The 15155-nt window shown below is 32.4% G+C and carries 14 protein-coding genes; 7 read left to right on the plus strand and 7 right to left on the minus strand.

Going from position 1 to position 15155, the window contains the following annotated elements; all coding sequences use genetic code 11:
• Nucleotides 1-43 precede the first annotated feature (43 nt).
• The 5 genes from QVZ41_RS00725 to ychF all read right to left on the minus strand — a co-directional run bounded on the left by QVZ41_RS00725 (nt 44) and on the right by ychF (nt 7454).
• Nucleotides 44-601, minus strand: coding sequence for a transposase (locus QVZ41_RS00725; protein ID WP_302882641.1), 558 nt, complete (start codon nt 599-601; stop codon nt 44-46).
• A gap of 200 nt (nt 602-801) precedes the next feature.
• The gene (locus tag QVZ41_RS00730) at nt 802-3378 is read right to left on the minus strand and encodes a DNA gyrase/topoisomerase IV subunit A (RefSeq protein ID WP_302882642.1); all 2577 of its coding nucleotides are present in this window, start codon (nt 3376-3378) and stop codon (nt 802-804) included.
• A gap of 62 nt (nt 3379-3440) precedes the next feature.
• Complete coding sequence (locus QVZ41_RS00735) at nt 3441-5297, minus strand: DNA topoisomerase IV subunit B (RefSeq protein ID WP_302882643.1); 1857 nt, start codon at nt 5295-5297, stop codon at nt 3441-3443.
• Nucleotides 5298-5394: 97 nt separating this feature from the next.
• Entirely contained in the window at nt 5395-6291 is an 897-nt protein-coding gene (locus QVZ41_RS00740) for a DMT family transporter (protein ID WP_302882644.1), read from the minus strand.
• Nucleotides 6292-6362: 71 nt separating this feature from the next.
• Nucleotides 6363-7454, minus strand: a complete 1092-nt coding sequence (gene ychF, locus QVZ41_RS00745; RefSeq protein WP_302882645.1) for a redox-regulated ATPase YchF — start codon at nt 7452-7454, stop codon at nt 6363-6365.
• 196 nt (nt 7455-7650) lie between these two features.
• On the opposite strand from ychF, the gene QVZ41_RS00750 reads away from it, so the two are divergent.
• On the plus strand, nt 7651-8049 hold the full coding sequence (locus QVZ41_RS00750; RefSeq protein ID WP_302882646.1) for a DUF2721 domain-containing protein: 399 nt from the start codon (nt 7651-7653) through the stop codon (nt 8047-8049).
• A gap of 72 nt (nt 8050-8121) precedes the next feature.
• Here QVZ41_RS00750 and uxuA read toward each other — a convergent pair whose 3' ends face one another.
• Complete coding sequence (uxuA, locus tag QVZ41_RS00755) at nt 8122-9285, minus strand: mannonate dehydratase (RefSeq protein WP_302882647.1); 1164 nt, start codon at nt 9283-9285, stop codon at nt 8122-8124.
• Between the two features lie 20 nt (nt 9286-9305).
• On the minus strand, nt 9306-10121 hold the full coding sequence (locus tag QVZ41_RS00760; RefSeq protein WP_302882648.1) for an SDR family oxidoreductase: 816 nt from the start codon (nt 10119-10121) through the stop codon (nt 9306-9308).
• A 126-nt stretch (nt 10122-10247) separates the two neighbouring features.
• Between QVZ41_RS00760 and QVZ41_RS00765 the strand changes: the two genes are divergently transcribed.
• The 6 genes from QVZ41_RS00765 to QVZ41_RS00790 all read left to right on the plus strand — a co-directional run bounded on the left by QVZ41_RS00765 (nt 10248) and on the right by QVZ41_RS00790 (nt 15150).
• Nucleotides 10248-11288, plus strand: coding sequence for a sugar ABC transporter substrate-binding protein (locus QVZ41_RS00765; protein ID WP_302882649.1), 1041 nt, complete (start codon nt 10248-10250; stop codon nt 11286-11288).
• Between the two features lie 76 nt (nt 11289-11364).
• Nucleotides 11365-12531, plus strand: a complete 1167-nt coding sequence (locus QVZ41_RS00770) for a tetrahydrodipicolinate N-succinyltransferase N-terminal domain-containing protein (protein WP_302882650.1) — start codon at nt 11365-11367, stop codon at nt 12529-12531.
• A 5-nt stretch (nt 12532-12536) separates the two neighbouring features.
• On the plus strand, nt 12537-12857 hold the full coding sequence (locus QVZ41_RS00775) for a hypothetical protein (RefSeq protein WP_302882651.1): 321 nt from the start codon (nt 12537-12539) through the stop codon (nt 12855-12857).
• 91 nt (nt 12858-12948) lie between these two features.
• Nucleotides 12949-13584: a hypothetical protein gene (locus tag QVZ41_RS00780; RefSeq protein ID WP_302882652.1), complete on the plus strand. Its 636-nt coding sequence runs from the start codon at nt 12949-12951 to the stop codon at nt 13582-13584.
• Between the two features lie 74 nt (nt 13585-13658).
• Entirely contained in the window at nt 13659-14606 is a 948-nt protein-coding gene (locus tag QVZ41_RS00785; RefSeq protein WP_302882653.1) for a tRNA dihydrouridine synthase, read from the plus strand.
• A gap of 97 nt (nt 14607-14703) precedes the next feature.
• A complete protein-coding gene (locus QVZ41_RS00790) occupies nt 14704-15150 on the plus strand; it encodes a KTSC domain-containing protein (RefSeq protein WP_302882654.1) in 447 nt (148 codons plus the stop codon).
• The last annotated feature ends 5 nt before the right edge of the window (nt 15151-15155 follow it).

Consider the following 15155-nt stretch of genomic DNA (forward strand, 5'->3'; position numbering starts at 1 on the left):
CCTTTCGAGTGCCTTTATTATTCCTTTTGTTTTTAATAAAATTCTAATCAAACAAATTTGTAAGTATTATTCCTCCTTCATAACTTAAATCGTCAGCATAAAAATTATAACTACTGTTTTTCCAATATTGTGGACTTGAAACAAATCCTTCGTCAACAGGATTCTTATGTATGTAATCTATTCGTTGATTTAATTTTTTTGAGGTATTTAAAATAATAGGATGAAATCCATCTTTCCAAACCTTATATTGGTTTGCCCTTTTGGTTCTATTTGCTTCATACGCAAACTTGGCCAATATCCATTCTCTCCTGCTTTCCCCTATATCTTGTATAGCTTCAATAATTTTTTTATTGGTATATCTTTTAAAATCTCTGACAATCTCTTGTATTTCATTTTTTACAGAAGTCACAATTAAATGAATATGGCTTGTCATATAAACATAATAGTGAACTCTTAATCCTTTTTCTTTTTTACAAAATAACAAAGACTCATCAATAATACTCATATAGTTTTGTCTTGTTAAAATATCTGTCCACTGTACAAAAGTACAGCTTATAAAAGTTGGTACAGCACTATCTATTACTTTGTATTTTTCCGACATCGCTTTTTTGTTCTCAATTTAATAAAACTACATTAAGCTACAAAAAAGCAATATACGCTGGTGCTCGAATCTTTTCGAGTACTATTATAATGCTTGCCACACACTCGCGTTAGGAAACGCTAATTACAATAAAGGTACTCGAGTATTCGAGCACCAGAGGGGAGTTGTTACCTAACGATGAAACTACTTTTTTTAAAAAACTAGAATAACGTTGGCTGATCTCCATTAATCTCCTTTTCGTCCTCTACTTCAATATCATTTTCAGCAGGGCTATAAGGAGAAGGTTCTAATCTATTCACCAATTTAATTTTATCATCAGTTAATTGGTTTCCTAAAGCTTTAATTCCTTTTACAGCAATAAAATCTTCTAAATCAATAACCAAATTCTCAAGATTACGTTTGCTAAATACCACCTCAACATTAGGTCTATAATCGGTCACTACAATTTGTAATTGTGTTTTTGGATGTTCACTAATAAAAAACTCTTCCTTGTCTGGATGATCTATCACAAAACGTTTTACGTAATATTTTTCTTTTTCCCCTTCATAATAAATAGCAGAAATAGGTTTGTTTGGTTCCCATTTTTCTAGCACTACCATGTCATCTTCAAAATGTGTGGTTAAAGCTGGAGTAATGGTTTTTATTTTTCCAGATTGTGTAGCAACTAACAATTTATCTTTGGCTGTAAATTCTCCTAACAACTCTCCTCTTCCATCAACATTTAAACGTTGTACAGTATCATCAAACCATATTTTACGTGGTTTTAAAGTAGAAGTTCCAGCAGATTTAAACTCAATTTTCTTGACAGGATACTTGGTAATTAAGTTCCCTTTTGAAGAACGTCCTTTAATCATTAAATCCGAAAAATCTATATCCCATTTTAATTTCTTTAACCCGGCCAATGGTTTTAATTCTACAGAAACCGTTTCTGCTTCTCCATTAGGATTGGCAGTAAAATACCAAACTACAGAACCTTTGTTTCCAGCTGTTAAGTCGTACTCTTTATCTCTGGTTATACTCGTTACATTAAAACGTTTCATATAACTTGGACCAGAACGACCATCACGATACATCATGTTATAAATAGTACGCTTGTCTCCTTTTTTAAAGATGGCTACATGAATAATATCTTTACCAACAAAGGTTTTTTGAGCCACTTTACTTACGATCATGGTTCCATCTTTTCGGAATACAATTACGTCATCTATGTCTGCACAATCCGCTACAAACTCATCTCTTTTTAAAGAAGTACCCACAAAACCTTCAGTTCTATTTACGTATAATTTTTCGTTACGCATTACCACTTTGGTTGCTTCAATATCATCAAAAGTTCTAATTTCTGTCATACGAGGTTTTTCTTTCCCGTATTTTTCTTTTAAACTCTTAAAATAATCAATAGCAAACTCTATTAAGTTCTCTAAATGATGTTGCACTTGAGCAATTTCATCTTCTAAACTTTCAATAATTTGTTTGGCTTTGTCGATATCAAACTTAGAAATTCGCTTGATTCTAATTTCTGTTAAACGAACAATATCTTCTTCTGTAATGGCTCTTTTTAAATGTGATATATGTGGCTTTAATCCCTTATCAATAGCAGAAATGACTCCTTCCCACGTACTTTCTTCTTCAATATCACGATAGATTCTATTTTCTATAAAAATACGTTCCAAAGAAGCAAAATGCCATTTTTCTTGCAACTCACCTAACTGAATTTCTAATTCACGTTTTAACAAGTGTAAAGTATTATTGGTTGATATTTTCAAAATATCAGAAACTCCAATAAACACAGGTTTATGATCTTGAATAACGCAACACAAAGGAGAAATAGACACTTCACAATTGGTAAAAGCAAATAAAGCATCAATGGTTTTATCTGGTGATACTCCTGGTGGTAAGTGAATTAAAATCTCAACGTTTCTAGCAGTATTATCCTCTATTTGTTTGATTTTAATTTTCCCTTTATCGTTTGCTTTTAGTATGGATTCTATTAAAGTTGAAGTGGTAGTTCCGAATGGAATTTCGTTTACCACTAAAGTTTTTTTATCTAACTGAGAAATTTTTGCTCTCACTCTTACTTTTCCTCCTCTGGTACCATCGTTATAATTGGTAACATCAATTACTCCTCCAGTTAAAAAATCTGGAAATAAAGTAAAGCTTCTTCCTCTTAATATTTTAATCGAAGCATCTATCAGTTCATTAAAGTTGTGTGGTAATATTTTGGTTGATAACCCTACTGCAATTCCCTCACCTCCTTGTGCCAATAGCATTGGAAATTTTACAGGTAAATTAATAGGTTCTTTTCTACGACCATCATAAGAAGCTTGCCAATCGGTAGTTTTTGGATTAAAAACTACTTCTAAAGCAAACTTAGACAAACGGGCTTCTATGTAACGAGCTGCTGCTGCTCGGTCTCCTGTAAGAATATTCCCCCAGTTCCCTTGCATGTCTATCAACAATTCTTTCTGACCAATTTGTACCATGGCATCAGAAATAGAAGCATCACCATGAGGATGATACTGCATACAGTGTCCTACTAAGTTGGCTACTTTGTTGTAACGTCCATCATCTAAGTCTTTCATAGATTGCATAATACGTCTTTGCACAGGTTTAAAACCGTCTGCAATGGCTGGTACTGCACGTTCTAAGATTACGTAAGAAGCATAGTCTAAAAACCACTCTTTGTACATTCCTGTAACTTTGGTAATGGTCTCTTGACTTTCTACCGGTTTATGATTTTCAAATTCGTTTTCTTCTTGCTTGTTGATGTCGTCTTGCATATAGTTGCAACTGGTGTTTATGTTTTACTTCTTTACGTTAATGTCGATTTATTTTTTAGAGACTAATTCTCTTCAATAATATCCAACTCATATTTCAAATTGTCGATAATAAATTCTTGACGGTCTGGTGTGTTTTTACCCATGTAGAACTCTAACATAGATTCTATAGACTGTTCTTTGTCTAACATCACAGGATCTAAACGAATATTATCTCCAATAAAATGCTGGAATTCATCAGGTGAAATTTCCCCCAACCCTTTAAATCGTGTGATTTCTGCTTTTCCTGTTAATTTTTCTATCGCGTTTTGTTTTTCCTCTTCGGAATAACAATAAATGGTTTCTTTTTTATTTCTTACCCTAAACAAAGGGGTATCTAAAATATATAAATGACCTTCTTTAATCACCTCTGGAAAAAATTGTAAAAAGAAAGTAATCAATAACAAACGAATATGCATACCATCTACATCGGCATCGGTCGCAATAATCACGTTGTTATATCTTAAATTTTCTATTCCGTCTTCAATATTTAAAGCTGCTTGCAGTAAGTTAAATTCCTCATTTTCGTACACAATTTTTTTAGTCAACCCATAACAATTTAAAGGCTTTCCTTTTAAACTAAATACCGCTTGGGTATTTACATTACGAGACTTGGTAATAGAACCACTTGCAGAATCTCCCTCGGTAATAAATAAAGAAGTTTCTAGGTGTCCTTCTTTTTTAGAATCTTCTAAATGGATTCTACAATCACGAAGTTTTTTATTGTGTACACTTGCTTTTTTGGCACGTTCTCTAGCTATTTTTCTAATTCCAGACAATTCTTTACGTTCCTTTTCTGCCTGCATTACTTTACGTTGAATAGCTTCTGCAGTGGTAGGATTTTTGTGTAAATAATTATCTAAATTGGTTTTAACAAAATCGTTAATATAAGTCCTCACCGTTGGTAAATCTCCTCCCATTTCGGTAGATCCCAACTTGGTTTTGGTCTGACTTTCAAAAACAGGTTCCATTACCTTAATTGCGATGGCACTTACGATAGATTTACGAACATCCGAAGCTTCAAAATTTTTACCAAAAAACTCTCTAATGGTTTTTACCACTGCTTCTCTAAACGCATTTTGATGTGTACCTCCTTGCGTAGTATGTTGTCCGTTTACAAAAGAATGATATTCCTCACTGTATTGCGTTTTACTGTGAGTCATGGCAATTTCTATATCATCTCCTTTTAAATGAATAATAGGATATGCCAAAGTATCTTCGTGAATATTTTCTTCCAACAAATCTTTCAATCCATTTTCTGAAATAAACTTTTCACCATTAAAAACTATGGTCAAACCTGGATTTAGGTACACATAGTTTTTTATCATTTTGATGACGTATTCACTTCTGAACTTGTAATTCACAAAAATACTTGGATCTGGATGGAAAATAACTCTTGTTCCTCTTCGAATGGTCGTCGCTTCCAAAGGTGTTTGATGAATCAATTCTCCTTTTTCAAATTCGGCTGTGGTGGTTTGTCCATCACGAATAGACTGAATAGAAAAATTACTAGACAACGCATTTACTGCTTTGGTACCAACACCATTTAACCCTACAGATTTTTTAAAAGCACGAGAATCATACTTTCCTCCTGTATTCATTTTAGAAACTACATCCACTACTTTTCCCAAAGGAACTCCACGACCGTAATCTCTAATTTTAACCACTTCGTCTTTTACAGAAATTTCAATGGTTTTCCCAACGCCCATCACATATTCATCAATGGAGTTGTCTATCACCTCTTTGATCAAAATATAAATCCCATCATCCTGAGAGGATCCATCCCCTAGTTTCCCAATATACATCCCTGGTCGCATTCTAATATGTTCTTTCCAGTCTAACGATCGTATATTGTCTTCGGTATATTTTGTTTCTTCACTCATGAACAAAGCTCTGATTTAGGTTCTTGTTAAATTTAAGGTTTTATTCGTCTTTACCGACGGTCTTTAAAATTGAATTATCAACAGGTTTTTAACGCAATCATCGTTCTTTTTTTGATACAATTCTTACTCCCAAAATTACAATTACAACTCCAATTGCTTGTATAAAAGTAATACTTTCTCCCAAAACAATAGTTGCTAATAAAATAGTAAATACGGGTCCGATACTCCCAATAATAGCAAACTTGGAAGCTCCCAGTTTCTGAATCGCATAAGACACCAAATAAGAAGGCAAAACAGTACAAAAAACAGCCATCAGTATCTCGTATTGATATACCTCTGCTGGATAATTTAAAACAGACTGTCTATCTGTAATTAAATAATGTATAATTACGGAAGTACAAGCCACAACCATAGCCATTGAGGTAAAACGAATGGTTCCAAATTTAGGTATCAACCAACCACTTCCCACCAAATATGAGGCATAAGTTAAAGCACTCATAAAAATGAGCCCTGCCCCTAAAAACAAATGATCATCATGATTGATTTGCAACTCTGAAGCAAAAGTTAAAAAGACGCCAAAATAAGTGATTATAATTGCCCAAATTTGTTGTTTGGTAATTTTGGTTTTTAAAAATAACGCTCCTATTAGTACTACCAAAGTTGGATACACAAACAAAATAATTCGTTCCAAACTTGCTGATAAAAACTTTAATCCATAAAAATCAAAAAAGCTTGCTATGTAATAACCAATCACTCCAAAAAGAACTAGCCACAAATAATGCTTTTTTTCTAAGCCTACTTTCACTTCATTTCTTTTAACTCCCAAAATCACCAAATAAAAAGGCAAGGCAAACAACATTCTTAACAAAAGAATATGAACGGTTGGGAGTTGAAAATCATAAATTAATTTTACAATAATTGCTTTAGACGAAAATAGAAATACTGCCAACAAAGCAATCAATACACCAACAGTATTTTCTGATATTTTTTTCATAATTATTATTCAATAAAAAAGCCAATTCAAAAAAATGATGAATTGGCTTTTATTCTTATTAATGGAGAACATTAGACATTAAATCTAAAATTCATCATATCTCCATCTTGTACTATGTATTCTTTTCCTTCTACAGATAATTTACCAGCTTCTTTTACTTTGGCTTCACTTCCTAAAGTAACATAGTCGTTATACTTAATAACTTCTGCACGGATAAATCCTTTTTCAAAATCTGTATGAATTACTCCTGCTGCTTGTGGTGCAGTATCTCCAATGTTAATGGTCCAAGCTCTTACTTCTTTTACCCCTGCCGTAAAGTAAGTTTGTAAGTTTAATAACTTGTAAGCAGCACGAATTAATTTTGCGGCTCCTGGCTCCTCTAAACCAATATCAGATAAAAACTCTTTACGCTCTTCAAAACTTTCTAATTCGTTGATATCCGCTTCAGTTCCAACGGCTAAAAATAACACCTCAGCATTTTCATCTTTCACCGCTTCTTTTACCAACTCAACATATTCGTTTCCATCTACTGCTGATTCTTCATCAACATTACAAACGTACATTACAGGTTTGATAGTGATGAATTGTAATGGTTTTACAAATTCTAATTCTTTTTCAGTAAATGATAATGCACGAACAGAAACTGCAGCTTCTAAAGAAGTTTTAATTCTGTCTAAAACATCAAATTCAGCTTGCGCTTCTTTGTTTCCAGTTTTAGCTAATTTTTTAACTCTCTCTAAACGCTTTTCTACTGTTTCTAAATCTTTTAATTGTAACTCAATATCAATCGTTTCTTTATCTCTAATAGGATTGATAGAACCATCAACGTGAATAATATTGTCATCATTAAAACAACGTAACACGTGTAAAATAGCATCGGTTTCACGAATGTTTGCTAAAAATTGGTTTCCTAAACCTTCTCCCTTACTTGCTCCTTTTACCAATCCGGCAATATCAACAATTTCTACAGTTGCAGGCACTACTCTTTCTGGATTTACCAAAGACTCTAACTTTTCTAATCTTGGATCTGGTACATTTACGACTCCAATATTTGGTTCAATAGTACAGAATGGAAAGTTTGCACTTTGCGCTTTTGCGTTAGACAAACAATTAAATAATGTTGATTTTCCAACGTTAGGTAATCCTACAATACCTGCTTTCATGAGTTTTTATTTTTAGAAGTGGCAAAGATACAATCTATAATTTAAAATCTTGAAAAAATAGTAACGAGTATTGAATAGTGAATAGTATAATTTCTAAAATAACGCAACTTCTAAACATCATAAATTAACAGCCTACTGCTTTTCACTTTAAAAACTTAGCATTACTTTTAAGTTTCAAATTAAAAACTCCCCGAACATGAATTTATCTATGAGTATCCCTGCCTTGTTATTTCCAGCAATCTCTTTATCTATGTTGGCTTATAATGCCCGCTATTTAGCCATTGCTTCTTTGATTAGACAACTGCACAAAGAATATCAAGATTCTCACGAAAAAGATATTGGAGCTCAAATTAAGATTCTAAGCAAAAGACTAACGTTGATTAGAGCCACCCAAGGATTTGCCATTCTAAGTTTTATGGGAGCTGTGCTGACCATGTTATTGCTATTTTTAAACATGTTGATTTCTGCTGATATCATCTTTATCATTAGCCTTTGTTGTATGATGTTTTCATTGATTTTATTGTTTATTGAAATTCAAGTCTCCACCAAAGCTTTACAAATACAGTTAAAAGGAATGACAGGAAAGTTTATTTAGCAAACCTAATTACATAAAAAAGGGCAGTTGTTAATTAACAACTGCCCTTTTTTATATTTAAAATTCAGCTATTTAAGCCTCACTTCTTTTAATTCCTAATTCTAAACCTCTTAGTTCTGCCAAACCTTTTAACCTACCAATAGCTGTGTATCCACAATAAGCTTTGTCATTGGTTAAATCATCAATCATTTGGTGACCGTGATCTGGTCTCATTGGAATTTCTATTCCTCTTTGTTTTTCAATTTTAGCAACTGCTTTCACTACCTCGTACATATCGCTAGAACCTCCTAAGTGATTGTCTTCAAAAAAGCTTCCATCAGCTTCTCTTCTTACATTTCTTAGGTGTAAAAAGTGAATTCTATCCGCAAACTTTTCTATCATTTTAGGCAAATCATTATCTGGATTTGCCCCTAAAGAACCTGTACAAAAAGTAATTCCGTTACTCGGGCTATCAATAAAACCGATTAAATCTTCTAAATCTTTTTCTGATTTAATGATTCTTGGCAATCCTAAAATATCCATTGGTGGATCATCTGGATGAATGGCCATCACAATTCCATTTTCTTCTGCAATAGGAACTACTTGATTTAGAAAGAATGATAAATTTGACTTTAAATCTGCATGACTTAAACCATCATACTGCGCAATCATTGCTTTAAACTCATCCATAGACAAATCATCCACCGTTCCTGGCAATCCTTTTAAAATACAATCAGACAAACGTGTTTTTTCTTCTGATGACATGTTTTCAAAAGATACTTTTGCTTTGGTCTGAACTTCTTCTGTATAGTCTTTTTCCGCTCCTTCTCTTTCCATCAAATAGATTTCAAAAACAGCCATTTCAACTTTGTCAAAACGCAAAGCCGTTGCTCCATTTTTTAAAGGCCAAAAAAGTTGAGTTCTTGTCCAGTCTAACACAGGCATAAAATTGTAACACACATTTTTAATTCCACATGCTGCTACATTTTTTAAACTCTGCTTGTAATTTTCTATACGGTGTAAATAATCACCTTTTTGTAGTTTGATATTTTCATGAATAGGAATACTTTCTATAAAAGACCATTCTAAACCAGCCGCTTCAATCATGTTTTTTACCTTCATGATTTCTTCCACTTCCCAAATATCACCATTCTTTACATGATGTAAAGCCGTTACCACTCCTGTTGCACCAGCTTGTGCTATGTGAGATAATTGAACAGAATCATTTACCCCAAACCATCTAAATGTTTGTATCATTTTTCTAACTTATATCTTTATTAAACTCCACTAAAGGCACTAAAACCACCATCAATTGGCACTACAATTCCTGTTACAAACTTTGAAGCATCACTTAACAACCATTGTACGGTTCCGTTTAATTCTTCCGATTCTCCAAAACGTTTCATAGGCGTATTTTTAATAATTGTGTTTCCTCTTTCTGTATAAGAACCATCTTCATTGGTTAACAAACGTAAGTTTTGTTTCCCTATAAAAAATCCTGGTGCAATGGCATTCACTCTAATTTTATCTCCAAATTTTAAAGCAAAATCAGAAGCCAACCATTTGGTAAAATTATCAATAGCTGCTTTAGATGCTGAATAACCAACAACTCTTGTAATGGCTTGTGCTGCTGCCATAGAAGATACATTTACAATACTTCCTTTTCCATTGGCTACAATCTCCTTCCCAAAAATTAAACATGGTAATACGGTTCCATCTAAATTTAATTCAGACACTTTTCTAAAATCCGCCATTTTTAAATCAAAGAATGTTTTGTCTGGAGAAATGGTAGCTCCCGGCATATTTCCACCCGCAGCATTTACCAAAGCATCAATTTTTCCCCACTTGGCAATAATTTTATCTTTTACTTCTGTTAATGAAGCCTCGCTTAACACATCACATGCGTATCCAACAACCTCTTTTCCTATTTTTTCTAACTCTGCTAATTTTGCAGCAACTGTATCTTCGCTTCTACTAATAATTACCACTTTAGCTCCTTCGCTTAACAAATGCTCTGCAATGTTACCTCCTAACACTCCTGCTCCACCTGTAACGACAATCACTTGATCTTTGATATTGAATAATTGTGCCATTTTAACTTTAATTTTATATTTTCGTGTACGCACACGAAATTAATAAAAAATAATGAACCAAACATCATTCATCACTATTTTAACATAATTTTGTTCCTGTTTTTATGAAATTAATAAAATAAAACATTGAAAAGCATTAAAGACATCGCATTAAAAGCAAACGTTTCTATAGGTACTGTAGACAGAGTTTTACACAACCGACCAGGCGTTTCTGAGAGAACCAAAAAGAAAATTCTTAAAATTATTGAGGACTATAATTATACGGTAAATCCTGTTGCGAGTATTTTGGCGTCAAAAAAAACGTATACTATTGCGACTCTTTTGCCAGAAAACATAAGTTCTGATGAATTTTGGGAGTCTCCTAAACAAGGAATAGCCAATGCGATAGAAGAAATTAAAAATCTTGGCTTTTTAATCAACAACTTTCATTTTGATCAATTTTCATCAAATACTTATATAGATGCTTTTCATAAAATGATAGATAGCAAGCCTAGCGCTGTATTAATCGCTCCTATTTTTAACAAAGAAACTAGGGATCTGATTGGGTTGTTAGAAAATCAAAACATTCCTTATGTATTTATCAATACAGAAACAGAAGGACTTAACAATCTTTCTTTTATTGGACAAGATTCTTTTAAAAGCGGATTGCTTGCTGGAAAATTAATGAATTGGGTATTGCCTAAAAAAGCAGAGATTTTAATTATTGAAATTCGTAAAGATATTTCTAATTACACTTCTATTAACAACAGAATTAACGGATTTAGAGATTTTTTTAAAACCTCTAAAAAATCAATTGCTATTCACAACCTGCATTTTGATCATGTTGAAAACAGCGAAACGTTAAAAAATCAACTTGACAATTATCTTTCTAAATATCCAAATATTAAAGGAATTTTTGTGCCTTCAAGTAAAGTAAGTACCGTAGCAAAAATAGTAGAAAGTTTAGACAAAAAAGATATTGAAATTGGTGGTTTTGACACCACTAACGATAATATTAAGTATTTAAAAAATGGAACTGTTGATTTTTTAATCAGTCAAAATCCTGTTCAACAAGGATATGATGGAATTAAATTGCTCTTTAATTTTTTAACGCATCAAATAAAACCAGAAAAACACTATTTTTCTCCTATTGAAATTGTTTTAAAAGAAAACGTAGATTTTTTGTAACAACTAAATCTTATTGGTTTTTATAGCTAATCTCAATGCCTTATATTTGCCAAATCATTTTTTGAAAAAACATAACATGAACACCATAGAAGATTTTAAAGCATACGTAGCAAAAGTTGAAGCTACAGAAGGATACACAAAACCATTAGCATTTGGATTGGGAATTCGCAGGTCTAAAGGAGATAAAGTTTTAGACGTAAACTTTCCTAGCATTAATTGGGATACTGCTTTTGGAACTGCTGCATTATTACAAGATGTAACTGGTTTTAAAGGTGGAGAAAATGGATTTGTAACCGTATCTAAGGCTCAATTACAACAAGCTTTTGATAACTTTGCTGCTTTTCATGGAGAAATAGAAAAACATCCAAACATTGTTATCATTCAACAATTGTTAGAAAATATAGCAACACCAAGTAATACTTATCAGGAAATTGATGTAGTGGCTTATTTCTTATTTGATAAAGACCAACCTGTTACCGATGCCGTAGAAGGATATTTTAAACTACAATGTTTATCTCAATTACACGTATTACCTCACGGATTGTCTTTAGAAGGTGTTTTTGGAAAATTAAACAACATTGCTTGGACCAACCAAGGACCTATTTTGCCAGAAGATTTATCTGCCGAAAGAATTAAAGCTACTTTTAAAGGAGAAAACATTATTGTTTCTCATGTTGATAAATTCCCTTACATGGTAAATTACCACGTACCTAACGGAGTTAGAATTGCTAGCGGATCTCAAGTTCGTTTAGGGGCTCATTGTGCCGTGGGAACAACTGTAATGCCTGCTGGTTATATTAACTTTAATGCAGGTACCAAAGGAAATGCCATGATTGAAGGTAGAGTTTCTGCTGGAGTTGTTGTTGGACATGATTCTGACTTAGGTGGTGGGGTTTCTATTATGGGAACTTTATCTGGAGGTAATAAAAATGTGATTTCTATTGGAGACAAATGTTTATTAGGGGCTAACTCTGGAACAGGAATTTCTTTAGGATTTGGATGTACTATTGCTGCGGGAGTTTATGTAACTGCTGCTGCTAAGGTTTGGTTATACGATGCCAACAAACAACCTGTTGATATTAACGGAAACGTTGTGGAAGAAGGACAAAACATTGTAAAAGGTGCTGAGTTAAATGGAAAAGATAAATTATTGTTCTTATTAGACTCTACAAACGGACACTTAACTTGTCGTCCTAACCCAAAAACAATTGAATTAAACGAAGCTTTACACGTAAAAAATTAATTTAAATGTTAGGCTTACTTTTAATATATTTTGTTGGTAAAAAATTTTATGATCTAGCTGATAACTACGACATGCATTTATGGAAAAATGCCATTATGGGTGTTGTTATTTATTATGCAGGTACATTTATAGGTGGAATGATTTTAGGTATTATTGATGGTTTCTTTGGAACAACAATTACCCAAAACACTATAACCACAAGTGTTATTGCAATTCCTTTTGGTGTTGTAGCTTGTTATTTTTACTACAACTATTTAGAAAAAAAATTCAAACAAAAAGCCTCAAAAGTTGAAAGTATCGATGATATTGGAAACTCTGACAACTAAAACGCAAAACCACCTTTTCTTTTTTTAGATTAGGTGGTTTTCTTTTTTAAATCGGACTGATTGTTGTAATTTCTCCCAAAAATTTATTTCCATGAAGAAAATCATCTATTTTCTATTTACCCTTATCGTTGCTGGCTGTAATAGTCCTAAAACAGCCATTAGTCAAAAAACAGATGACATTCCCCCAACTTATAAAAGAGTTTTGTTTGTGACCGATAGTTATTATACCAATCAAAACATTATTAAAAAACTGTTTGATACGGAGATTAAAAACAAGTTAACCGTTTCCAAAATCAATACTAAAATAGTTGAGTTTGCCAAAGAACAATTAGAAGAACAGAATAAATATGCTGATTTTTATTTGATTAAAAACAACTTGGACAAAACACTTGTTTTAAATCAGGAAGAAATTCAACAAAATATAGATGAAGAAGTCTTAGATAAAAATATCGATTTGGTGATTACCATTTTTCAAAAAGACATCCAAAGACTTTACAATAAAATAAATAGTAACGAAAAGGTTTTTGAAAAAGACACCTATAATGCCACTACAAATTCTAGCAATTTAATGTACACTTATGTTTTTACAGGAATAGATATTAGCAAAGATAAGGTGGTTTGGAAAAGTGAATATGGAGTGCAAAATGCTGATGATTTATTCAACAACATTCCCAAACAAGTTGCACAAAGTTTAGTACATCAACTCAACGAAAATCATTTGTATTAAAATAAAATTTAAACCACGCTTTCTTTTTTGATTGGGTGGTTTTGTTTTTCACTACTTTTGCCAAAATTTTTTGGATGTCAATTACACTTTTATCATCTCCTTTACAAGGATTTACAGATTTTCGTTTTCGTAACGCTTTTCATCATTATTTTGGAGGAATAGATACATTTTACGCTCCTTATATTAAGATGAATGGTAAAATGGTGATTAAAAACAATTACCAAAGAGATTTAAATCCTGAGAACAATCAAGTTTCTGAATTGATTCCTCAGGTGATGACCAATGATTCTGATGAATTTTTATTTGTGATTAAATACATTCAATCTTTAGGTTACAAAGAACTTAATTGGAACTTAGGCTGTCCTTATCCAATGGTGACCAAACAAGGAATGGGATCTGGAATGATTTGCCAACCTCAAAAAATTGATGAAGTTTTACACAAAGCACATAACGAGAGTGATGTAACCATTTCTATGAAAATGAGAATGGGTTATGAAGAACCTACCGAAATTTTAGAAGTATTCCCTATTCTAGAAAAATATCCATTAAAGAATATTGCCATTCATGCTCGTATAGGAAAGCAATTGTACAAAGGAGGAACAGATTTAGATTCTTTTCAAAAATGTGTAGAAAACAGTCCGCATAAACTATATTACAACGGAGACATCACAAGCGTACAATCTTTTAGAGAACTAAAAGAACGTTTTCCAAGTATCAATCATTTTATGATTGGTCGTGGTTTAATTGCTGATCCTTTTTTACCAAGTATGATTCAGAACAACACGACAGAGTATCCTGAAAACAGATGGCAAATTTTTAAAGAATTTCACGATACTATTTATCAACAATACGATGAAGCTTTGTCTGGCCCGACTCCTATTAAAATGAAGATGTTAGGGTTTTGGGAATACTTTTCTCAATCTTTTGACAGTCCCCAAAAAACTTATAAAGCCATCAAAAAAGCTGGAAATCAAGTAAAATACAAATCTGCTGTAGCAGAAATTTTTGCCATGCAACGATAAATTAATTGGTAAAAATAAGCTTCACAAATACACTTTAAAATACTGTATTCTATATTATTATGAATAGCTTTGCAGCCGCAACCTGAAAAAACAAAACATGAAGCGTATTAACGAATATAAAAAGCTTTTTAAAGTAGAAGGAGCTATCTCTCTTAAGGAGTTAAAGACTACTTATAGAGGATTGGTAAAACAATGGCATCCTGATAAGTTTCAGGACGAAGAAGAAAAAATAGAAGCTGAAAAAGCAAGTTTAAAAATTATTGATGGTTATCATTTCTTAGTAAGTATTGCTCCAGAAACCAAAGAAGCAAATTTAGAGGAGTATAAAAAAACCATTACAGAATCTCAAGTAGCAGATTATCACCACAAAAGTATGTTGTTAGAAGTGACTTTTACCGATGGAAACACTTATGAGTATTTTGGAGTAAACCATAAATTATTCTTAAAGTTTGTAAACAGTAAATCAATCAACAATTTTGGAAGACGTAATATTTTTAATTCTTTTACGTACAGAAAATCTAAAAAAGGAACGGTAGAAGCATAAACAAA

This window comes from Wenyingzhuangia gilva, from assembly GCF_030519655.1.
GTDB lineage: Bacteria > Bacteroidota > Bacteroidia > Flavobacteriales > Flavobacteriaceae > Wenyingzhuangia > Wenyingzhuangia gilva.